The 22603-nt window shown below is 33.9% G+C and carries 15 protein-coding genes and 1 tRNA gene; 9 read left to right on the top strand and 7 right to left on the bottom strand.

Going from position 1 to position 22603, the window contains the following annotated elements; all coding sequences use genetic code 11:
- Window positions 1-47 precede the first annotated feature (47 nt).
- A complete protein-coding gene (locus AAEU33_RS10520) occupies window positions 48-1700 on the bottom strand; it encodes a RagB/SusD family nutrient uptake outer membrane protein (protein WP_345992550.1) in 1653 nt (550 codons plus the stop codon).
- A 21-nt stretch (window positions 1701-1721) separates the two neighbouring features.
- Complete coding sequence (locus tag AAEU33_RS10515) at window positions 1722-4598, bottom strand: TonB-dependent receptor (protein ID WP_345992548.1); 2877 nt, start codon at window positions 4596-4598, stop codon at window positions 1722-1724.
- 857 nt (window positions 4599-5455) lie between these two features.
- Between AAEU33_RS10515 and AAEU33_RS10510 the strand changes: the two genes are divergently transcribed.
- The 3 genes from AAEU33_RS10510 to AAEU33_RS10500 all read left to right on the top strand — a co-directional run bounded on the left by AAEU33_RS10510 (window position 5456) and on the right by AAEU33_RS10500 (window position 10818).
- Window positions 5456-8575: a M60 family metallopeptidase gene (locus tag AAEU33_RS10510; RefSeq protein ID WP_345992546.1), complete on the top strand. Its 3120-nt coding sequence runs from the start codon at window positions 5456-5458 to the stop codon at window positions 8573-8575.
- 669 nt (window positions 8576-9244) lie between these two features.
- Window positions 9245-10591 carry a DUF3472 domain-containing protein gene (locus AAEU33_RS10505; RefSeq protein WP_345992544.1) on the top strand — a complete coding sequence of 449 codons (1347 nt, stop codon included), beginning with the start codon at window positions 9245-9247 and terminating at the stop codon, window positions 10589-10591.
- 154 nt (window positions 10592-10745) lie between these two features.
- A tRNA-Phe gene (locus tag AAEU33_RS10500) sits at window positions 10746-10818 on the top strand.
- 422 nt (window positions 10819-11240) lie between these two features.
- Here AAEU33_RS10500 and AAEU33_RS10495 read toward each other — a convergent pair.
- On the bottom strand, window positions 11241-11999 hold the full coding sequence (locus tag AAEU33_RS10495; protein ID WP_345992542.1) for a LuxR C-terminal-related transcriptional regulator: 759 nt from the start codon (window positions 11997-11999) through the stop codon (window positions 11241-11243).
- Window positions 12000-12371: 372 nt separating this feature from the next.
- Here AAEU33_RS10495 and AAEU33_RS10490 point away from each other — a divergent pair, with 372 nt between their 5' ends.
- From AAEU33_RS10490 to AAEU33_RS10480, 3 genes are all read left to right on the top strand, one after another.
- A complete protein-coding gene (locus AAEU33_RS10490) occupies window positions 12372-12533 on the top strand; it encodes a hypothetical protein (RefSeq protein WP_172279612.1) in 162 nt (53 codons plus the stop codon).
- A 65-nt stretch (window positions 12534-12598) separates the two neighbouring features.
- The gene (locus AAEU33_RS10485) at window positions 12599-13927 is read left to right on the top strand and encodes a hypothetical protein (RefSeq protein ID WP_172279614.1); all 1329 of its coding nucleotides are present in this window, start codon (window positions 12599-12601) and stop codon (window positions 13925-13927) included.
- Window positions 13927-16128 (top strand): peptidase domain-containing ABC transporter, encoded by a 2202-nt coding sequence (locus AAEU33_RS10480; RefSeq protein ID WP_345992540.1) that lies wholly within the window; start codon window positions 13927-13929, stop codon window positions 16126-16128. Before AAEU33_RS10485 ends, AAEU33_RS10480 begins: the two co-directional genes overlap by 1 nt.
- A gap of 49 nt (window positions 16129-16177) precedes the next feature.
- Here AAEU33_RS10480 and AAEU33_RS10475 read toward each other — a convergent pair whose 3' ends face one another.
- The 3 genes from AAEU33_RS10475 to AAEU33_RS10465 all read right to left on the bottom strand — a co-directional run bounded on the left by AAEU33_RS10475 (window position 16178) and on the right by AAEU33_RS10465 (window position 19153).
- Window positions 16178-16858: a hypothetical protein gene (locus AAEU33_RS10475; RefSeq protein ID WP_345992539.1), complete on the bottom strand. Its 681-nt coding sequence runs from the start codon at window positions 16856-16858 to the stop codon at window positions 16178-16180.
- A 3-nt stretch (window positions 16859-16861) separates the two neighbouring features.
- Window positions 16862-17881 (bottom strand): alpha/beta hydrolase, encoded by a 1020-nt coding sequence (locus AAEU33_RS10470; RefSeq protein WP_345992537.1) that lies wholly within the window; start codon window positions 17879-17881, stop codon window positions 16862-16864.
- Window positions 17882-18046: 165 nt separating this feature from the next.
- Window positions 18047-19153 carry a helix-turn-helix domain-containing protein gene (locus AAEU33_RS10465; RefSeq protein ID WP_345992535.1) on the bottom strand — a complete coding sequence of 369 codons (1107 nt, stop codon included), beginning with the start codon at window positions 19151-19153 and terminating at the stop codon, window positions 18047-18049.
- A 227-nt stretch (window positions 19154-19380) separates the two neighbouring features.
- Between AAEU33_RS10465 and AAEU33_RS10460 the strand changes: the two genes are divergently transcribed.
- From AAEU33_RS10460 to AAEU33_RS10450, 3 genes are read left to right on the top strand one after another with little or no spacing between them, the layout of a single operon-like run.
- Window positions 19381-20556, top strand: coding sequence for a thioredoxin fold domain-containing protein (locus tag AAEU33_RS10460; protein WP_345992533.1), 1176 nt, complete (start codon window positions 19381-19383; stop codon window positions 20554-20556).
- A gap of 8 nt (window positions 20557-20564) precedes the next feature.
- Window positions 20565-21197 (top strand): DUF3575 domain-containing protein, encoded by a 633-nt coding sequence (locus AAEU33_RS10455; protein ID WP_345992530.1) that lies wholly within the window; start codon window positions 20565-20567, stop codon window positions 21195-21197.
- Window positions 21198-21201: 4 nt separating this feature from the next.
- A complete protein-coding gene (locus AAEU33_RS10450; protein WP_273648711.1) occupies window positions 21202-21408 on the top strand; it encodes a hypothetical protein in 207 nt (68 codons plus the stop codon).
- Here the strand turns inward: AAEU33_RS10450 and AAEU33_RS10445 are convergent.
- A complete protein-coding gene (locus tag AAEU33_RS10445) occupies window positions 21405-22601 on the bottom strand; it encodes a DUF1343 domain-containing protein (protein ID WP_345992528.1) in 1197 nt (398 codons plus the stop codon). The genes AAEU33_RS10450 and AAEU33_RS10445 overlap by 4 nt on opposite strands.
- Window positions 22602-22603: the final 2 nt, after the last annotated feature.

Genomic DNA, 22603 nt, shown 5'->3' with positions numbered 1-22603 from the left:
CAAAAATAGTTTTTTATCAAGTAATAACTATAGTCATTTATATAAAATTAATATCCTTTTGCTGCTTGAGCTTCTTTTAGTTTCGGATTTAAATCCACAGCTTTTTGAGGATAAGGAAATCTGTAAAATCTGTTATCCCAAACTCTTGTTGCAACCTGCGTATTGGTAATATCGTAAACGGTTTTCATTACATTTGGGGCAATCTTCCATCTCCTGATATCATAAAATCTGTGGCCTTCATTTGCCAGTTCTATCCTTCTTTCATTTCTGATAATTTCTCTTAAGGTTTCTTTTGTCTGTGTGTTGTTAACCCCTACCATACCTGCTCTGCCTCTAATCTGATTTAATGCATCATAGATAGAAGGATCTGGACCAAAAAATTCATTTCTTGCTTCGGCATATATAAGTAATACTTCTGCATAACGGATAAGCATAAAATTGTTGCTCATATTTAAATTCTCGTCCAATGAGCCATAATCCGCCATTTTTTTATAATTATAGCCTATCTTGGACGTATTGTTTGCACCTTCATTCCATTTGAACAGTGTACTTGTCCCAAAACCTTTTAAGTAAGACCAGGGCCCATTTGGATGCATTATACTTGCATATAAACGGGTATCTCTGTTTTTAAATTCATCCAGATAGGCATTATTTGGGTTACCATGATTATAATTTGAAGCTCTTGTAGCATTAGAAGGAGGTGTAAATGCCGTTCCATCTTTGTTCCAATAGGCATTTACTAAATCAATTGTTGGTGTTACAGAACTCCATCCACTCTCTTCATTTGGCAATAAGAAAAGAGCCATGCTATTACTAAATACTCCTTTAGAGTCGGGTACAAATTGAGCTTCTAAAATTGATTCTTTGTTGCCATTATTTTTAGCCCAGAACAATGCTTGATAATTGCTCAATCCTCTATAAAAATTATCTTTATCTGTTGCAGAGGTAAAGGTAACAAAGCTATCATAATTTGTACTTGTGTCTACTAAAGTTGTAGTGAAAAGATTATAAGTACCGGAGTTAATTACTGATTGAGCAGCTTCATAAGCTTCTTTATATTTTCCTGTGTATAAATATATCCTTGCCTTAAATGCCAATACTGCTCCTTTTGTTATTCTGCCTTTATCCTGGCCGGAAGGGTAGGCAGTTGGTAAATCATTTTCTATAGCATTTAATTCACTGATTACAAAATTATCAATTTGAGTTTCAGAAATAGGAGTTAGAGTGGATCCATCCAATTCACCTGATTTTTGTACGAGTGGAAGAGCTCCAAAACGTTGTGATAAATCAAAATAATTAAAAGCTCTTATAAATCTGGCTTCTGCTTTATATCTACCAGCTAAATTTTTGTCCATTGGGATCTCATCAATTTTTTCCAAAAAAGTATTGGCTCTTCTAATTGTAGTAAAATCATATCCGAAATCTATAGAAGGAAGTATGTTTCCCGCAGAAGCATCTACTGCAGTTGTTTCCCAGGGATATTGAGCAAATGAATTATCGGTAAAACTATCGTTATATAAATTGCTGTAAGCGGCATCAGAAAAATATTTGTAAATACCATTTAATGCCATGGTTGCGTCTTTTTCCGTCTTCCAAAATGTTTCTTCCGATACTTTATCTTCCGGAAACCTATCTAAATTACAAGAACTAGTCACTATAGCCAGGGAAGCTGATAGTAATATAATTTTTATCTTTTTCATTTTCAGATGTTTAATTTTAAATTAAAAAGTTGCATTGATACCAAACGATATGGTTTTTAAATATGGATATGTTGAACGGCTACTGGGCATTTCAGGATCAAAATCTTTCATTCGTTTATCTCCCCTCAATGTAAAGTAATTCTCTAAGTTGGCATATATTCTGAATTTTGTCAGTCCTATGCGGCTAATTGTTTCCTTAGGAATAGAATATCCCAAAGTAATAGACTTAATTCTAAAGTAACTTGCATCAAAAAGCCAATAATCTGAAGTAACACCTATATTTTGAGTTCCTCCTCCTGATGGCAGTATTCTAGGATACAGGGCATTAGGATTCGGGTTTTCCGGAGTCCATCTATTATCTGAAACATATTGTTTTGCACCTGCACCATTAAAAAATGCCTGAGAAGATTCTTTATCCAGATATACCTTAACATTAGCCACCCCTTGACCAACTACGCTAAGATCAAAATTTTTATATCTACCCCCTATACTTAGACCATAGGTAAGACTTGGAACATCATTTCCTATTACTGTTCTATCTTTTTCATCAACAACTCCATCTCCATTAATATCCACATATTTTATATCACCAACTTGAGAACTACTGTATAATTTAGGATAATTATTGTTGATATCTTCTTGGGTTAAGAGACCTGCCGTCTTATATCCGTAGAAATCACCAATTGAGCCTCCTACTTGTGTTATCCAATAATCATTATATAAAGTCTTACTATTGATGAGTGAAAGAATATTATTTTGGTTTTTAGCAAAATTTGCATTGATGTAAAAGTCCCCATTTTCAAAATTTTTATTATATCCCAAAGTAATTTCTATCCCCTTATTTTCCACATTACCCGCATTAATGGGCGGTGCTTGGTTTTCTGCTACACCAGTTTCATATTCTAATTGGTTGCTCATTAATGCTCCTTTTGTAAGACGGTTATATAAATCTACCGAGAAAGTGAAAGCATTATTGAATAAAGATCCGTCCAGACCTATATTTTTGGTAACAATTGTTTCCCAGCCTATGCCTAAAAATCCAAGCTTACCCGGTACCACACCCCCTACTATAGTATTTCCCAGAACTGTAGAAGTATTATCCATATAGGTCTGATTGTCATAATAACCAATGGTATTGATAGATCCGGTGCTGCCATAAGAACCTCTTAATTTTAGTGTATTGATAAAACTCAGGTTTTTTATGAAATTCTCCTTATCTAATCTCCAGGAAGCCATAATTGCAGGAAAATATCCCCATCTATTTTCTTTGGCAAAACGTGAGGATGCATCTGCCCTTATGATACCTTCTAAAAAATATTTTTCCTGATAATTATAATTGATACGAGCGAAAACAGACTGGAAAGCATATTGCTGAGTATTAGAATTTAATTCATCCAAGGTTCCGTCAAGGGTACTAAGAGCACTTAAAGAATGTAATCCATCTTTTGGTATATTGGATTTTTTACCGGATATGGATCTGGTTGTATAGTCTTCGTACGAAGTACCTCCCAACAATTTAAAATAATGTGATGATATGTTTTTTTCATAACTTATCAGGACCTGAGTATTAAGTAATTCATCAGAATTCCAGGACTCAGAATAGTTATTAATTGCTCTCGCAGTTGAACTAATAGGAACATTAGTTAAAAAATTGTATACGGGGTTTAGTGTATTTACAAAAGTCCCTAAACGATAGTTCCAATTTGAATAGTTAATTTGAGCATTTACATTTAATCCTTTTACAGGAGTGTAATTGGCAGATAATGCCCCCATAAATTTTTGATCATTTGACTTAGAATCTCCTCCCTCTACATTGTTTCTTACAGGATTGGTATTTGCAAATGTATTATCTACCTTACCCGCATTAACAGATCCCCACCATCCATTGGATTGTCTTAATACCATAGTAGGAGTTATTCTTGCTAATTCTCCAGTATTAATAACACCGCCCTGATCATTGATCATTTGTTTGATAAATGATATATTAGAATTTACTGTAAGTTTATCACTCAATTTAGAGGATGTATTTGTCCTAAAAGAATATCTATCCATACCCTTTGTAGGTGATAGAGACTCCTGTTTCAAATACCCTAAACTTGCGAAATAACGAGTTTTATCTCCACCTGATATATTAATCTCATTATTAAGCACATTTGCCATTCTTCTATAAGTTGCTTTATACCAGTCTGTGTTTGGGTATCTGTCGGTGTCTGTACCGGCAGCTGTAAGATTTATTTGATCTTGCGTATATTGAGAAAAATGACCAACATTATTATTAGCGTTATAATATGCTTCATTTTTCAGTTTCATATATTCAACAGCATCTACATACTTAGGCAAATAGGTGGGCGTCTGATAACCATTATACATATTATAACCTATACTCATCTTACCTCCACCGCCTTTTTTAGTCTCAACAAGAACCACCCCATAGCCAGCTCTTGCACCATAGATAGATGCTGAAGCATCTTTTAAAATGCTTATATTTTCAATATCAGCCGGGCTTAACCTGGAAAAATCTGCAGCACTAGAGGGAATACCATCTATAATATAGAGTGGAGAATTACCCGCAACACTCCTTCCCCTTACATTCAAGGTAGGAACAGAACCTACATCTCCCAAAGAAGACTTAATTGTAACTCCTGGTAAAGCACCTTGCAGACTTGCTGTTAAGCTTGTTGTTGGGCGATCCTGTAGTATCTTTTTATCAACAGAAGCTATAGATCCGGAAACAGTTCCTTTTTTCTGTTTTCCGAATCCTACTAAAACAATTTCTTCCAGATCTTTTACTTTTTTAAAGGTAGAGTCCGAAGGTTTGTTTTTAGTTTTTTGTGCATCCACTAATGTGATAGATGACATTAAAATTGCACTCAAAATACAAATTGTAGTTTTCTTCATATTTTATTGACTTTTATAACAATATTATCCAGATGATGTTGAATTCTAAAACCGTATCACTTACCATTTTTTCCAGGCAAAAACAAAAAAATGGTGATCTTCCATATTTTACAGTATCCGGCACAATTGGAAAATATGTAAAGTGAAACCTCCCGATTATATCCAAATACACTATATACCCTCTTCTTATTTCCTTTTCTGAATGTGAACTAACTATTACTATAATATTAACCCTGTGTAACCCAAATGTATAGTTTTACACCATACCTCCATACTGGTAGCCACCAGTTTTTATCCCTTTACCACCAGTTTGAAAATCATTTGAATACGGCCTTATTAAGAAGCCCTTAGAAATTGGTTATAAATTGGCAGCCATGCCTATTGCTTCTCTATTTTCAAGAGAAAAACCCATTTACATATTTATTTTTTCCATTACAAAGTGTTTTCACTTTGTCATTCATGGATCACTATCAAATATTAAAACGAATTTTTTAAAGGTTAAAAATCTTTATAAGCAAGTTTAGAATTAATTTTCAAAGCGTCTTAAATAAGTCAACTGGTAGTGAACATTCAAAAACAGGTAGGTACTAGTTTGTGCAATTACTTTAATTGTTAATTTTGGAAAGGAGGTTTTTAGTTCAGATATATCGCAAACTTAACAGGAGTGTAATAGAATTATTTATCTGTAAAAGTCTTTTTAGGATAAAGTTTTGAGCTATCAACTCACAAATAGTGGATAATTAACATCTGGGAAGATTGCTTAATACAATTACTATTCAAAAACAAATCAAAGCTGGATTTGTCTAACAGCTATAGATTATTACTTTGTTATTTTTTAATCAAAAATCTACACCAAAATGAAAAACAATTATTTTATTCTCTCATTTCTACTCGTTTTACAGACAGCTTTCGCACAGCAGTATAAGATGCCTGTAGCATATGTAAATTCGTTACAGCCCGCACAATCAGGACAGGAGGCTGGACAGAGTATTGATAATAATGTGAATACTCTTTATCATTCTCAATACAATTTGAGTACAGCACTTCCGGACCAGTTAAATTTCAAATTTTCCAACCGGGTAAAAAGTATAAAAAGGTTAGTCTACAAACCTAGAACAACGGGCCCAAACGGAATCTGGACAAGTGTGAAAGTTTCTTATTCTACCCAATCCGATCCTACAGTTTTTATAACAGCAACCGGGGTTATTTCCTGGGCAGCTGATAATACGGCAAAAACTATAGATTTGCCTACAGCAATAGTTCATCCTGCTGTTATTAGGATTGATATCCTCAGTGCCCAAAATAATTTTTCAAGTTGTGCTGAGATGGAATTTTATTCTACAGAACAGATGGATCCTGTACAAACAGAATGTACACTGGCAACTAATGAGTTTTCAGCTTATGCAGATATCCCAGTATTGCCTCAGGTGGCAGGATCTTCGGCCTCAAGTTTCCAATCGGGAGAAAATATAGAGAAATCCTTTGATGGTGATGTAAGTACACTTTATCATTGTAGTTGGAATGCAACAGCAGCTACTTTTCCTATTTCTCTGATTTACAAGTTTAATGGACAAACAGCTATAAATTATTTAAGGTACACACCCAGACAGGATGGCGGACCAAACGGACTTTTTGGAAATGTAAAAATAAGTTATAATACAATTTCTAATCCAGCATACATTACTATTTCTACTCAAAATTTTGGGCAGACATCTGCAATAAAAACGGTAAATTTTCCTTCCGCCATTACTCCTTTAACTATAAAAATTGAAGTTCTTGATGGTAAAAATAACTTTGCAAGCTGTGCCGAAATGGAATTTTTTCAGACGAGTTCTAATAGTTTTAATCCTGCAGCTTATTCAAATATTTTTAATGATTCTATTTTCAGTGCTTTAAAAACAACTGTAACCCAGCAGGATATTGATGCCATTTCCTCACCTTTCATAAAAGGATTAGCTCAGTGTTTATTTAATAATACCTACAATAAAAAATATAGGGTACAGACTTTTACGGCATACAAGACAATTGAATCAATAAATACCCAATATAAAATTGGAAATTATAACGGATATGAAAACCCTACAGGGATAGCATTTCAGCCTAATACCACTGCTATTGTTTTTGCGAAAGATATTACCTCTGAAAACAAAGTTTACTTAAAAATAAGAGATTTTGCTACTGAAGGGGCGTCCCCTGAAAAAACATACGAACTAAAAAATGGAATAAATATCCTCGCTATTGCTAATACAGGTTTGGGATATATTTCATATTACACTGATAATGTAAATGCCGCACCGGTAACTGTAAATATCACAGCAGGTATTGTAAATGGTATTTATAAAAAAGGTACAACCCCTACAGAATGGGCAGAAATGCTGACTAATGATGTCTATCCAAAAATTGATATAGAAGGTTATTATACAAAACTGGTTACCAATAAGTCTGCAGTAAGCAATTTCCATTTCACAACCGCCCAGCCTTTGATAGATAAGTATGATGCAATTGCCAAGTCTGAAAGAGAAATGATGGGCTTCTATAAATTCAATAAAAACTTTAAAAACAGGCAGCTTGTTTATATGGAATCTACAGGAGGATGGTTTGCAGGAGGTTTAGGAGTTCATTTAGATCTTACTTGGGGATTATCCAATTCAACCTCAGCATCAGGACTTGATATTTGGGGTGTGGGACATGAATTAGGTCATATCAACCAGGTAAGGCCAGGATTAAAATGGGTTGGTACAACAGAAATCACTAACAATTTATACTCATTGTGGGCCTATTATAATATGTACTCACCTACAGGGAGTAACAGATTTACAAGGCTGGAAGGTGAAATTGCCGATAAAACAACCTTTCCCAAAGTGGCTGGAAACAGATTTGGAGAAATTATTATTCAGACACAAATTAACGGGAAGAGTATTATGGATCAGTTTAGAACCGATTATGTGAATCCTGCTGACGCGAATTTCAGAAGTCTTATTCCGTTTTGGCAATTAGAATTGTATTATCAATTGAGTGGTGCTTCAAAAGGTGCTGCAACCCTTGCATTTGATTTAGATATGTCTGATGAAGATACCCCTACAGTTACCCCTACAGGCCCGGGAGTAGATTATGCACATTGGTTTGCTACAGTAGCTGAGAAAGTAAGAAATACAAACGAAAGCCAGTTTACCCAAGGGCAATTGGTAATGAATTTTGTAAAAAATGCCTGTGACGCCGTACAAGAGGACCTTACGGATTTCTTCACTAGCACCGGTTTTTTAAAGCCAATAAACGGTACCATATCAGATTACACCAATGCTCAAATGACAATTACCCAAAGCATGATTGATGATGTGAAAAGCTATGTCCTGGCAAAGGGATATGCCAAACCTGTATCTCCGGTCATCAATTATCTTTCAGCGAATAGTGTAAATGCATTCAAGAATATGCAGCCTGTTTCGGGGGTTACGGGTGTGGGAGCACAGATCACAACCAATACACAAGGACAGTTCTTATTGGTAGATAATTCTAAATGGAATAATGCTGTTGCCTTTGAAACCTATAATTCAAGTAGCCAGCTAATCAGTGTTTCTATTGTAGGAACAGGAGATACTACATTGACAAATACTTATGTAGATTATCCTTCGAACGCAATGAAGGTGTATGCCGTGGGATACAATGGACAAAAAATACTGGTTTATCCGGCAATTACATTAGTTGTTGATGATATTAAGAAAAATAATAATGAATTTACTGTTTATCCGAATCCTTTAAAAAATGGCCAAAAATTAGTTATTGATTTTAAAAATTCAAAAGAAAATCTGAAAGCAGGATTGTACGATTTGACTGGGAAGCCACTTATTTTAGCAAAAGGCTCTTTAAGAGAGATAAATAAGGAAATTAACGATAAAATTCAAGATTTGAAAACTGGAATTTATGTTGTTTCAATAAATGATGGAACCAATACCTATCAATCTAAGATTATTAAAGAATAATATTCTTTATAAGCTTTATAATCCAGCAAATTGTTACAGTTTTAATATTTAAAAATAAATGAATGATTGAAACGATTGCCGAAGATTGTTGATTAGTAAAAAGTTTATTTTTTATGCTGCCGAGCATATTCTTGTCAGCAAATAAGTAAATACCAATTTTTATTTAATATCACTTTATAGTTAGTATTACAAAATTGGTGTAAATAAACTTATAGCATTTTGTATTAATTTTATCAAAATGATAGCCATCAGTAAGTAAACTGGATAAATTAACACATTAAAATGGTTGAAATAAATATCTAATTATGTTGTAATCCCTTTGTTTTGTACAAAACAAAGGGATTTAACCATGGTTAAAAAATACATAAATTACTACTGTAATTATTTCTTCTGGAAAACAACCTATTATAAGCCCTCTATTTAAAGAAAAATTTACAAAACCGGTGGTTTATGGGGATATCTAATGAGTTTTTTAATGCCTCCTCTAAACTTCTTTAATACATGTCTGATTCCTGAAAAGACAAAGTATAAAATCTTTAAAATTATACAATTGCAACTTTTTAATATTATAAATTAGATTTTTATTTAATCTACAATATGTGAAATAAACTTTTATTATATCCATAAAAAAATTAAATTAGTAGACGTAAACCAAATTACAAACATATTATGAGGACAAAAAAATTAACAAATACCTTTTTAGGTGTTGCCCTACTTATTTTTCAGTCGTGTGCAGAAACCACTGTAGTAGCGGAGGACACTGTTACTACACAAAAAAGCGCTTCATTTTTAAAAACCACATCTTCCTTCAATGTTCCGGTCGCAGGAAATTCTTTTATAACAGTAAAGCCTTCGGGAGCCAGCGAAGTTATCACCTCCTCCAATTTAGGTAACTGGACTAATTCCAGCACTGTGATCAGTACTTATTTCAAGGTGGGCAATACCGGAGCCTTACATATCGGATTAAAAGCTTCTGTCCCTTCCGGTACCAGCACAGTAAAAGTAACAATCGGTAACACATCCAAAAATGTTACTTTAACTGGATCAACTTATACGGATTATCCTGTTGGAGATTTTACTATTTCCTCTCCGGGTTATGTAAAAGTTGACCTTCAGGGCGTCACCAAAACAGGTGGATACTTTGCAGATGTTACGGATATTACTTTCAGTGGAGCAGCTTCTACCGGAACCAATATTTACAGTAATGATCCTTCCTACTATTATTGGGCACGCAGAGGGCCATCCTGCCATCTTAACTATACAGTTCCGACTACCAATAATGTAAGTTACTACTATAATGAAGTAACAGTTCCCGTAGGAGAAGATAAGATAGGCTCTTACTTTATGGCAAATGGCTTTAGTGCCGGCTATTTTGGGATGCAGGTGAACTCTGCTACAGAAAGGAGAATTCTCTTCTCTGTATGGAGTCCATTTGAGACAGATGATCCGAATAATGTTCCTCCTGATCATAAAATCATTTTAAACAGAGCCGGAACCGGAGTAACAGTTGGAGAATTCGGCAATGAAGGTTCTGGAGGCCAAAGCTATTATAAATACAACTGGACAGCAGGACAAACCTATAAATTCCTGTTAAAAGGAGAACCGGATGGTAGTGGAAAAACTGATTTTACAGCCTGGTTTTTATCGCCTGATACCACAACATGGAAACTTATTGCCAGCTGGAAGAGACCTCAAACCAGTACTTATCTTAAGAGCTTCTACAGTTTTGTTGAAAACTTTAATCCGGAGAATGGATATCAGGGTCGAAAAGCAGAGTTCAAAAATCAATGGGCAAGAACTTCAGATGGTAACTGGATCGCTATTTCAGGAGCAAAATTCAGCGTAGACAATACTTACAATGCGCAACAAAGAATAGATGCAATGGGAGGAACGAGTGGCCATGCTTTCTTTTTACAAAATGGAGGATTCTTTAATACTGTTGTTGCACCCGGTTCTCAATTTTCTGTTACTTCGCCCACCCAGGCTCCGAATATCAATTTTTCGACACTTCCTTAAAATTACAACATAAAAATAATCAGCCAGTTAGTTTTAAACAAAACGAAAACTGGCTTTTTTATTTTATTTATTTTCAGTTTTATTGCATGGTAAGCTAAAAATTACTATTTTTGCACCCACTTTAAACAACGAAGTAACACAAAACTATCATATTGGTTTCTTAGCTCAGTTGGTAGAGCAATGGATTGAAAATCCATGTGTCCCTGGTTCGATTCCTGGAGAAACCACAAAACCACCTTAAAAAGGTGGTTTTTTTATGCTTTGTATTTCAATATTACTCTGAAATAATACCATTATCACTATTTAGGATTTCAAAAACCTAAAACAACAAAAGGCACTTTCCTTTTCTTTAATCTTTCATATAGGAAACAACTCTTAACTTTCCCCGGATGATTTTTACTATAAAAAGTTTACATTTAATCGTTTGACAAAGATCGTCTTTTCCCTCATATCTTCATTAGCCGCAATACAGCATTGATATTTTTTGTCAAGATAAATCTCTTTCAAATAAAAAATTTCATTTTCAATAATAGCCTTGCTGTGGTTAACTTTAAAAGACTAAATTAATATCTGCAGAATCAACTATTAAAAATATCTTTTTTATTAATAAGATAAGTGTGATATAATAAAATTTCAATTCGATATTCTTTTACAACAATTTATTATTCGTTACGAAAGCTAAAGCTTCTGAGATATTACTTACCTGCATTTTTTCAAACAACTTTCTTCGATAAAACTTAATGGTATCCGGTGATACAAAAATTTTCTCTGCAATCTTATTGATTGTATAACCCTGTGCATAATATCGCAAAACATCCATTTCCCTTTCTGTTAACTTAATCTTTTCCTCATTTCTCCACATTTCTCTTTGAGTATCATACCACCAATAATCATTTGTCCCCTGCCTTGAAATAGTTATATTTCCGGAATCCGTATTTGTGGACAAAGAAACCACTCCCATAGCTTTCCATATTTTTCCTTCATCGGTTAAAAAGAGAGGAGTCAGTTTTTGATTAACCAGGATGGCTTTATTATTATTCAACAGATGAATATCATATGAAAGCGTGTAGTATTTTCTTTCTTCTGCAGGAATTCTCTCGTAAAATTCAGAACCCAGCCTGTTGATCTTCGATAACAAATCAGCATCACTTTTCTGAACATATTTAAAATAAAAGTCATACCCCATTTTTTTAACCTCTTCGGGGGTATTACCACAAAGGAATAATGGATTCTCAGAAACGTATTCAAAATTTCTTTTTTGATAATCAATAATGAACACGCTCATATAAATTGCCCTTGATAATGCATCTGTTACCTCGAGATAGTTATTCACTGGTAAAGACTCTTCATTTGAAGCCTCTTTCATTGCAGATTCAGCAAAAAAGAAGCCATTAACATTTTCACTCATAAATTTAAATTTGGTTATTGTTTTTCATATATAAGATTAATTTAAATATCATTTTTACACTAAAGTGTAGTATTTAATTAAATCAATCCGTATAAATTTATGAAAAATAATTCCCACAACAAAGACATCTATATAAAAATAATTACCTGTTAAACAGGAGGTTATTATGTGAAATTATTTCAATAAAAAAGGAATTAAATAACTTCAGAATATTTTTAATTATAGAGAGAAATAATCATTAAAAGCAAAACAGTCTTTCTTTAAATTTTAAAAGAGGGATGTGAACAATACTTTCTTGCAAGAAGAGACCAACGAAGGAACTAATGTCTATAAACTTTGAGCCACATAAAATCATTTTAAAAATTTATTATCATGAAAAAAGCAAATTTTAACGCAAAAGAGTTTTTGAAAGTAAGAGACCTTTCTCCACTAGAACAAAACAAAGTAAGAGGTGGATTCGGAGCACAAGAAGCTGACAACGTAGTTGTACGTCAAGTACGTCAAGTAGTGCAAGTGGTACAGGTAGTTTCTTAAATATTACCAGGCAACAGAGGATATCCATTCTCTGTTGCTTTTTTATTTCAAAAACTTATAATACTATGGAAACAAATTTCAACAAAGAATTTTGGGAGAATTTCATCAATATCAATAAAAATTTCACACAGACATGTGTGGTTAAAGATGTAATCCCAGAAGATTTAATCAAAAAACTGAAGGAGGCCGTTGTCGATGGACTGATCAACAGATTTAAAACTAAAGATCACGATGGCTTCAGACTTTACTTCCCTTCACAAGGAAAAGGAAAGGAGAACAATGATTTTGTTGATGAAATATATAAAAATCCTCCTTTTGAAAATGAAGAAATTATAGAATATTGTAACCGGGTTTTCAAAGAGAAGTTCGGACTAATCGTCAATTTTCTTGAAAAACACTCAGATTACATATCAAAGGAACTTAGACTCATTACTCAACCTTTATTGGAAATTATTGGTATTCCAGCGACAGGAGTAGATGTGACAGTATTTATAGGAAACTACGGATGGACTCCCTTAGGAATACATCAGGATCATAAAGGTGAAAATGTGCTACACTTCCACTTAGGTCCCGGTGAAAAAACAATGTACATATGGGATCAGGAAAAATACAAAGACCTTACCGGTACAAAACACAATAATTTTGATATAGATCCCCTGCTTGAACATGCCGAAAGATATGATTTTGGAGCAGGAGACCTGTTCTTTATGCCATGGAATAAATTTCATATCGGCAAAAGTGATGATCTTTCCGTTGGTGTAACATTTTGGTTTAATAACCCGTCGAAAGTTAAATTTTTTGACAGAGTACTCAATACTTTTTACACCAACTATCTGGATATTAATAAAGACGTTATTGAACCTCAACATAACTATTTAGAAAATCATCAGACATTTGAAGAGTTTCTTTCCCTTTTAAAACTAGACGAAGACTTGTTAAAAGGATCTACTGAATCGTTTTTTAAATATCTGTATGATGAATACAAACACAGTTTACTTAGCAATGCAGGATGGCAGGCTCCTCCACAAACAAGAGAATTAGAAGATAAATATGATATAGATAACTACGAATTTTTACTTGAAAAAGAAATTCATGCTTGTGAACCATTTAAAATGATTTATAATGTGGATGAAAATAAAGACACATTCTATCTTTTTGTGAGAGGTTCTAAAATAGAAATGAGATATCATCCTGAATTAAAAAATATAGTAGATAATCTAAATACCCATAAAAACTGGAGAGTTTCCGAATTGTTAAAAGATCTGGAAACAGATTGGCCTATTGAAGCCGGACTCTATTTCCTTTCCATGATCTATAACAAAAGAGGAATTGAAATTGTAGGCGAAAAGAGAACAGTGAAACAAACAGAGGATATATTATTAGAAGAAAAGTAATGAAATTTATTCCTCAACATGATAAAATGGACTGTGGTCCATCATGTTTAGCTATGATAACGGCTTATTATGGCAAAGCATATGGACTACAGTACTTACGTGACCATTGCTTTATTTCAAGGGAAGGTGTTTCTATTTTAAGCATGAACAATGCAGCATCTAAACTTGGGTTTAAAACTTTAGTAACACAACTTTCAATTGGGGATTTAAAAAATGAATTCTTACCATGTGTTATACATTGGAACCAAAATCACTTTGTCGTTCTCACCAAAATTTCGAAATATTTTTACAATAAAGAGAAAATTTACACAATTGCCGATCCCGCCCATGGGATCATTAAATTACCTGAAACCGAATTTAAAAAGGCCTGGCTGAAAAACTCTGATAAAGGCATCGTTTTGCTATTGGAGCCTACAGAAACTTTTTTCCAGAATAACAATATTAAAGATAAAAAAGTATCATTACAATATATTTATCAATACCTAAGCCCACATAAAAAACAATTTATCTGGCTTTCTTTTATCCTTCTTGTTGGAACACTAGCTACTCTGGCTTTTCCCATATTAACTCAGAAGCTAATTGACGACGGCGTCAACAAGAAAAACCTTAACATCATTACCTACATTCTTCTCGCTCAACTGGCATTTTTTCTTGGGAATATCATATTAGGAGTTTTCCGCAACTGGATTATGTTAAGTGTTGGAAGTAAATTAAATATTAAAATCATTTCCGAATTTCTTAAAAAACTGATGAGCCTTCCCATCAAATTTTTTGATACCAAATTCATGGGTGATTTCAATCAAAGAATACAGGATCACGAGCGGATAGAACTTTTTCTTACCTCTCAAAGTTTATCAACATTATTCTCAATGATTACCTTTTCGGTATTTTTTGTGGTTCTTTGGACGTATGATTTCAGAATTCTTGCTACCTATTTTATATTAACCATAATATCAGTTGTATGGTCCTTATATTGGTTAAAAAAAATAAAATCGTTAGACTATTTCAGATTTCGTGAAAAAAGTGAAAATCAGGAGTCCATTTACGAAATCATTAATGGCATTTCTGAGATGAAACTTAATCAGTTCGAAGAGCACAAACGTAAAGAATGGGAAGAAATCCAACAAAAATTATTTAAAGTAAATATCAGAATTCTAAAACTTGATCAAATCCAGCTTTCAGGATTCGAATTCATCAATCAGTTAAAAAACATTATTGTTACTTTCCTCGCTGCCTCTTTTGTGGTGAAGGGACATATGACACTGGGGGCTTTACTGAGTGTATCCTACATTATTGGGCAAATGAATTCTCCGGTTAACCAATTGATTAGTTTTTTTAAATCTTTACAGGACGCTAAACTAAGTTTATCGCGTTTAAATGAAGTTCAAAATCACCCGGAAGAAGAACAGGAAGACTTGCTTCCGTTAATGAATGAAAAATATACCACCCAAAACGGAATTGAAAAAGGAATTTATTTTAAGAATGTTTCTTTTCAATATGAGGGACCTCAATCACCGTTTGTTCTCAAGGATATTGATCTTTTTATTCCCCAAGGAAAAGTTACCGCTGTTGTTGGAGCAAGCGGTAGTGGCAAAACAACATTAATGAAATTATTATTGAAGTTCTATGAACCGACCTCTGGTGATATTTATTTTAATCACTCTAATTTAAAAGAAATATCTCCAAAAAATTTAAGAAAAAACTGCGGAGTGGTTATGCAGGACGGATATATTTTCTCTGATACTATTGAAAGAAACATTGCAACAGGAGAAGAAATTCCAGATGACGATGTACTCAATTTCGCACTTAAAACTGCGAATATTAAATCATTTGTAGATGAACTTCCTTTAGGACTAAACACAAAGATCGGAGCTTCAGGAAATGGAATTTCCGGTGGACAAAAACAAAGGATACTGATTGCAAGAGCAGTTTATAAACAACCCTATTTTGTCTTCTTTGATGAGGCCACCTCAGCTCTAGACGCAGAAAACGAAAAGGTAATCCATGATCATTTACAGGAATTCTTTAAAGGCAAAACTGTTTTAATTATTGCACACAGGCTTTCAACTGTTAAAAATGCAGATCAGATCATTGTCTTGAAAAAGGGAGAGATCGTAGAACAAGGCAACCACCAATCATTGGTGGAAAAAAAATCTGATTATTTTAATTTGGTTAAAAACCAACTTGAACTGGGAGCATAATTAGCTACTGACAATAGTAAAATGCCGGATTAAAATCCGGCATTAACACTTAAAAAGGCAACTTGTAATTATATCCAACCTGTAAAAGATATGGCAGTTGTGGTTTCGTTTTCAAATCCTGAGAAACAATCCCTCCTATTTTTAGATATATTTCCTGATTGCTGAATGTATATCCTCCTTGTATGGCAGCATAAAAGTTTCCTCCCGTCGCCGGTTCATACCAGCCATCTTTTACTGCCGGATAAATTTCTCTATAGTGATCGGAATGTTTGAAATGAGTAACAATGGCTTTATCAAACCCAATTTCTAACGCTCCAAACCATCTCCGTCTGTAATACCCAATTGTTCCGGACATATCCACCCCAAAATTCAGAAGCTGCACATTCTCGTTTTCAAATTTCCGGAAAACTCCCTGAACTTTTGTTGAAAAATGGAAATCCCCAACTTTTATCCATCTCACATGAGCTCCTGCTTTTGTTTTAAAATCATCAAATAAATCTTCACCAGCCGGTGTGGAGACCTCAATATTTACAATTGTGGGAAATAACTTACCATGAAATTTATATCCGTATCCTAGCCCAAAAACAGCACCATATTCGGCACCAATGTTTGCATTAAGAATATGTCTTTCTCCATTTTCAAGCCCAGCCCAGTTAACCGTTTGTGATTTCACAACATTACAGATCAGTATAAAAAAAGCTATTTTTATATATAGTTTATTATTTTTCATTTGTTAAAGGTTGTTGATAAAATTGATAATTTTAGGTTTGGTCTGGGAATTCCATACATTCTGATTGGTAATAATACCATCATGTCCAACACCCGAAACCTTAACCTTTTCCACATGATTATAATCTGAAGTTATTTTCTGTGCCCAGGAATCAGGATAAGCTTTATTTCTTTCACTGTAAAAGAATAACACAGGAGCATTGTAATTCTGCAACCCCTTAGAAAAATCGGAATTGTATTCCTCTCCTACATCAAATAATGCATCCATAATTACAGCCCCACTTCTCCAGCTCATGCCGGGATCAAAATCCCCCTCACCAGTAATATCGTTTTTCGATGTCAGCATAGACATTTTATAATCCAATATTTCGTGCTGATCCTCCTTCCCCGATATAAACTGATCAATATAGGCTGCATCATTCAAGATCTCACTCCAGAGTTTAAATGATCTGGACTCTTTTACATAGTCAGTAATATCATCCCATTTCAATCCGCCCGGTTCACATAAAACAATACCCTGAACAGCATTTGGATACTTTCCCACATATCCTGAAGCCAGTATCGCTCCCCAGGAATGCCCTAATAAGATTACTTTTTGATTAGAGCTTTTACGGTAATAAGCTATTACTGAAGATAATTCGTCATACATAAGATTAATAGCTCCCGCTCCTAATGATTTATATGAATTCTTAGGAAAACGCTGGGAAAGACCAGAACCTCTCTGATCATAGAAAACGACTCTGTATCCTTTATTAGCGAGATCTTTACAATTTAATAAGTATCTGTAATCACCTCCTGGTCCTCCATGGATAGCAATAATTAGGGTCCCATTTTCTGGACCGAATGCTTCGGAATGGAGCAGAGAACCATTCACACGTATTGATGGTAGTGAAGAATCCTGATCAACTGTCTTAGGAACTAAGTTTCCGGGTTCATCAATTGTTCTTCCATCAGTACAGGAGAACAGTAATGCAAAAATTGTAAAAGAGGTCAGTAACCCTCTTTTTTTTCTCAATGTTGTCATAGTTTGGGTTTAAAATATTGATGCAAAGATTCATCAAACCCAAAAGCTATACGCCCCAACAGGAAAGCTGACCCAAGAAAAACAACCAATATAAGAATCTGACTACCAATATCATATGAAACATGAAACCATTCCCTGGAAGATGAAACTATAAAAAGATAAGAATTACAGCTTTTTTTGGTATTCAGTGGGAGTAATACCCATATATTTTTTAAAATTCCGGTTGAAAGATGTTTTGGAATTAAAACCACATTCAAAGGCAATAGCCAGAAAAGTATATTGCCTGCTTTCCGGTTTCGAAATTTTGTGCAAAAACTCTTCTATCCTCTTTTCATTAATTAATTCGTAGAAGTTTTTATTTTCCTTAGAATTAATTACCTGGGAAAGATAGTTCGGATGGACTTTAAGCAACTGAGACAATTCATTTAAGGTGAGATTGGGATTTGTGAACGGTTTTTCTTCGTTTAAAACCTCAAGTAATTTGCAATGAATATCATCAATATTTTCCTGTGTTAATCCTGATTTTTGATACTTTTTATCTTCACCAATTGCTATTGGAGATGTAATTACTTTTGTCAGGCTTTCTTCGGCAGTAAAAAATGAATTAGAATAATTGAAAACCTGTACCTGCTTGATCCCAAAATATCCCAACCACATGATAAAAACAGCAACTGCACCATAAATAATATTTGCGTTGTCATTCCAAAGAACCAATCCCCAGATCAGCCCAATCCAGATAATAAGATACAACAACCACTTAAAGTTTATTTTTTCTGTATTTGAAAACTGCTGGACCATATTTTTGCGGAATCTATATAAAATAAATAAAGAAATGATCACATAAATGATTCCTGAAATGTATATACCATATAGCCTGAAAAGCAATTCAATCTCGAATTCCCTTCCCTCATGTTTAAAAATACTAACCCTTTCATCAAAGGGTGCCAAATAAAATGAAAGAAAAGATAAATTACATATCACAAAAGGTAAAAAATGTAACAGCTGTACTGCTGAAAAAGGTTTAGGAGAAGTTTGTTTTCTTACATAGAGGTATAAAAACGGTCCATAAAGTAACGGTAGTGTAAAACCTAAAAGTATAAAAGAAGGATATTCTTTATACTGATGAGTAAGAAAGAGATAATGTGTTAATAAATTGACACCAATTGTAAATAACCATCCACATAAAATAAAATCAGCAGAGCTTTTATTCCGTTTTGTAAGCAAAAGAAATGTCAAAAAGAAAGCAATAAAAACCCCGGAAAGATAAAGCATAAACAGCTTCAGTTTTTTAGTTAATGGTGCAATAAATCATAATCATCTAATTCACAAAAATAAAGAATAACTTCTATTGAATGATATTAAATAAGACAGGATACAGAAAACAAGTTTTACAATCGATTAATTTAGTTCTTAAAATTAGTTAATGTCCTCTATCTGGCCTTCCCATTTTCAATCTATCTCTTGAAAATTAACTATCTTCGCCTACAAATTTTAATCGAATGAAGAAGATTATCTCCGGATTATTTGTTTTTTTCACTGTAATTCTTTTTGCGCAGGAATCCATCCAGTTTCAGGATATCCCTTTTAAAGACCTAATTGCCAAAGCTAAGAAAGAAAACAAAATAGTTTTCATTGATGCTTACGCTTCATGGTGTGGCCCTTGTAAACTGATGGAGAAAAATGTATTTACAAAGAAATCGGTGGGAGATTATTATAACGCCAATTTTGTAAATGCAAGATTTGATATGGAGAAAGGAGAAGGGAGAGAAATTGCCGCCAAATACGGAGTTCGTTCCTATCCGACTTACTTGTTTCTGAACGGTGATGGGGAGCTGATCTCTCAAAATCTCGGTTATATGGAAGAAAGTGTTTTCCTAACGATGGCACAGGATATCAATTCACCCAATAACAAAAAAGGATCCCTAAAAGATCGTTTTGCATCGGGTGAAAAAGACCCTGAATTTTTGATCAACGTAATGAAATTAAATTCTACTTCAGATTTTGATTTTGCAAAAAAAGCCTCTGAAAGATACTTTGAAAATAAAAAGAAAACTGAAGAACTGTCTAAAGATGACATTGGATTTCTTTTATTCTTTCTAAAATCCGTTGAGGATCCTAATTATAAAATTTTCGCTTCCAGAAAATCAGAAATCATCAAATATCTTCCTGAGGAAACCTATAAAGAATTTGATCATCAGCTTATTTTATCCAAGGTAGTAGCCGAATCGATTGACGACAAAAATAAGAGGGTAAATGATGACTATTTTCTGAAAACAGCAGAACCCTTGGTTGGGAAATATGAGGCTGAAATTAAGCTGAATCAGACTAAACTTAATTATTATGAACAAAATAATAATTTTCCTGAATATGAAAAAGCAGCTTTAGCATATTACAAAAATTCTGATTCCTTTGAGCCTAATCAATTACTTAAAGCGGCGTGGATATTCTCCGAGCATGTAAAAACAACATCCTCATTAAAAAAAGCGGTTGAATGGGCAGAGAAATCTGTTATGAGAGGAGAGACTTCTGAAAACACCTTTATTCTGGCAAAGCTCTATTTCTTAACAGGAAATAAAGATATGGCAAAAACGTATGCTGAAATGTCGAAAAATATGGCTGTTCAATCCAATAAAGACGCAACTTTGGCCGAAGGATTGCTTAAACAAATCAAATAAACTTCAGAATGAAATATAAATTGTTGGTAAGTTTTATGAGTCTGTTTTCACTAGGAAATTTGAACGCCCAGGAACAAGAACAGGCTACAGAAAAGGGGAAAAGTTTATACCTAAAAGGCAATGCCCTTTTTCTTCCAATAGGAGTTCTAAACGGAGGATTAGAATATCAGCTTAGTAAAAAATATACTTTACAGGGGGATGTATTTGTTTCTCCATGGAAATCTTTCGCCGGACATGAATTTCAGTATTATTCTGTTTCCTTAGAGGGTAGATATTATTTTGATGAAGCTTTCAAACACTGGTATGTGGGTGCCAACCTTGCAGCATCTTCTTTTGTATTGCAAAAATGGAATTACTGGGGTTCTGGCACATACACCAATGACAGAGGCGAAAAATACAAAAAGTCCAATCTGTATCAAAAAGGAGTTTCACTGATCATTGGAGTTACTGCGGGTTACCAGTTTCAGCTTTCAGAAAACTGGAATCTGGATGTTTATGCAACTGTTGGAACCTCTCAGGATTTTTATAAGGGCTATGACCGCACCACAGGAAAGCGCTATGATGTAGCTACCGGATTTAATAAAAGTGGTGAAATATTACCATATAGAGGCGGCATAATGATTTCTTACAAAATAAAATAACACGATGAAACTATTTGGAAAAAATCACATTATTATATTGGTTATCACCTTTGTTATCCTTTTTTTAATGAATTACATTGGAAATGATGCCCCAGACAAATTACAAAGGGCAATAATGACCGCTTCAGCAGGAGTGATAGGATTAACAGTGGGGCTTTTTATCCTTAATAAAGGTAAAAATGACAAAAACCCACCACAAGATTTCGATTAGTTTTCGTACACCACGTATTTAGATCTGATTTTCTCAAACTTTTCTAAATCTGACTTCCACGAAGCCTTTATTTCTTGTATTGATTTACCGGCAATGATTTGTTTTCTTAATTCATCAGTTCCGGATAAAGTATCGAACCATAAGTTTTTAAGAAAGAAATCCTGTTGAGGATTCTTGTAATTTTTATAAGCTTTGATCACCCATTCCAGATTAAGTTCCCTCAAATCATTCGGATACTCAGATAAATTTTCTCCATAACATAATTGCCCGTTCAGGAACGGATCTTTTGCCCCGAAATTAGGTTTTGGAGTAAACTGATAAGGAAGACTTTTTGTCCAGGGAGAACCATATACCTGAAAGGGAGTATCTGTACCTCTTCCTACAGAAACCTGTGTTCCTTCAAAAAAACATAAACTCGGATATAAATTTATTGCTTTATCATTAGGTAAGTTGGGAGATGGCTTATCAGAAATAGCGTATCGCAGCTTTTTATGATAATTTTTCATAGGAACCAAAATATATGTTGCCTGCATTCCATTCTTCAGCCATTTTTCACCGTTGACCATTTTTCCATACTCACCAATGGTTAAACCATAGACAACCGGAACTTCATGCATTCCTACAAAACTAGCCCATTTCTTTTTTAAAACAGGTCCATCAATATATCCATCGTGAGGATTAGGCCTGTCTAATACCATTATCTCAACATTATTTTCAGCTCCGGCCTCCATAAGGTAGCTTAACGTTGAAATATAGGTATAGAATCTGACGCCTACATCCTGAATATCAAAAACTACAATGTCAATTCCTTTTAACTGTTCAGGTTTCGGCTTCTTATTACTTCCATATAAAGAAACAATAGGTACTCCTGTTTTTGAGTCTACTCCATTTTTAACAGTTTCACCAGCATCAGCATTTCCTCTAAAGCCATGCTCGGGAGCAAAAATAGCTTTTATCTTAATCCCGTTTTTTACTAAAAAATCGACCAGGTGAGTCCGATCTTTCATCAAACCCGTTTGGTTGGTAACAATGCCAATTGTTTTTCCCTTTAGCAGCGGTAAATAAACTTCCGGCTGGTCGGCACCGGTCTTAAAACCATCTTTTGTTTGATTCTGAGAATAATATTGATTGAATACTCCTAAAAAAATTAGGCAAATAAGAAGTAAATTTTTAATTTTGAAATCTAAATTCATAA

Source organism: Chryseobacterium sp. Chry.R1, assembly GCF_039645525.1.
In the GTDB taxonomy this organism is placed as follows: Bacteria; Bacteroidota; Bacteroidia; order Flavobacteriales; family Weeksellaceae; genus Chryseobacterium; species Chryseobacterium proteolyticum.
This window is presented reverse-complemented; position numbering and strand designations above follow the sequence as displayed.

What these genes read in the sequence shown, in the direction of transcription:
- AAEU33_RS10480 (WP_345992540.1), top strand. Translation starts at nt 13,927, where the DNA reads ATGAAATTTATTCCTCAACATGATAAAATGGACTGTGGTCCATCATGT.
- AAEU33_RS10490 (WP_172279612.1), top strand. Translation starts at nt 12,372, where the DNA reads ATGAAAAAAGCAAATTTTAACGCAAAAGAGTTTTTGAAAGTAAGAGAC.
- AAEU33_RS10465 (WP_345992535.1), bottom strand. Translation starts at nt 19,153, where the DNA reads ATGCTTTATCTTTCCGGGGTTTTTATTGCTTTCTTTTTGACATTTCTT.
- AAEU33_RS10485 (WP_172279614.1), top strand. Translation starts at nt 12,599, where the DNA reads ATGGAAACAAATTTCAACAAAGAATTTTGGGAGAATTTCATCAATATC.
- AAEU33_RS10520 (WP_345992550.1), bottom strand. Translation starts at nt 1,700, where the DNA reads ATGAAAAAGATAAAAATTATATTACTATCAGCTTCCCTGGCTATAGTG.
- AAEU33_RS10475 (WP_345992539.1), bottom strand. Translation starts at nt 16,858, where the DNA reads ATGAAAAATAATAAACTATATATAAAAATAGCTTTTTTTATACTGATC.
- AAEU33_RS10450 (WP_273648711.1), top strand. Translation starts at nt 21,202, where the DNA reads ATGAAACTATTTGGAAAAAATCACATTATTATATTGGTTATCACCTTT.
- AAEU33_RS10460 (WP_345992533.1), top strand. Translation starts at nt 19,381, where the DNA reads ATGAAGAAGATTATCTCCGGATTATTTGTTTTTTTCACTGTAATTCTT.
- AAEU33_RS10495 (WP_345992542.1), bottom strand. Translation starts at nt 11,999, where the DNA reads ATGAGTGAAAATGTTAATGGCTTCTTTTTTGCTGAATCTGCAATGAAA.
- AAEU33_RS10470 (WP_345992537.1), bottom strand. Translation starts at nt 17,881, where the DNA reads ATGACAACATTGAGAAAAAAAAGAGGGTTACTGACCTCTTTTACAATT.
- AAEU33_RS10505 (WP_345992544.1), top strand. Translation starts at nt 9,245, where the DNA reads ATGAGGACAAAAAAATTAACAAATACCTTTTTAGGTGTTGCCCTACTT.
- AAEU33_RS10510 (WP_345992546.1), top strand. Translation starts at nt 5,456, where the DNA reads ATGAAAAACAATTATTTTATTCTCTCATTTCTACTCGTTTTACAGACA.
- AAEU33_RS10455 (WP_345992530.1), top strand. Translation starts at nt 20,565, where the DNA reads ATGAAATATAAATTGTTGGTAAGTTTTATGAGTCTGTTTTCACTAGGA.
- AAEU33_RS10445 (WP_345992528.1), bottom strand. Translation starts at nt 22,601, where the DNA reads ATGAATTTAGATTTCAAAATTAAAAATTTACTTCTTATTTGCCTAATT.
- AAEU33_RS10515 (WP_345992548.1), bottom strand. Translation starts at nt 4,598, where the DNA reads ATGAAGAAAACTACAATTTGTATTTTGAGTGCAATTTTAATGTCATCT.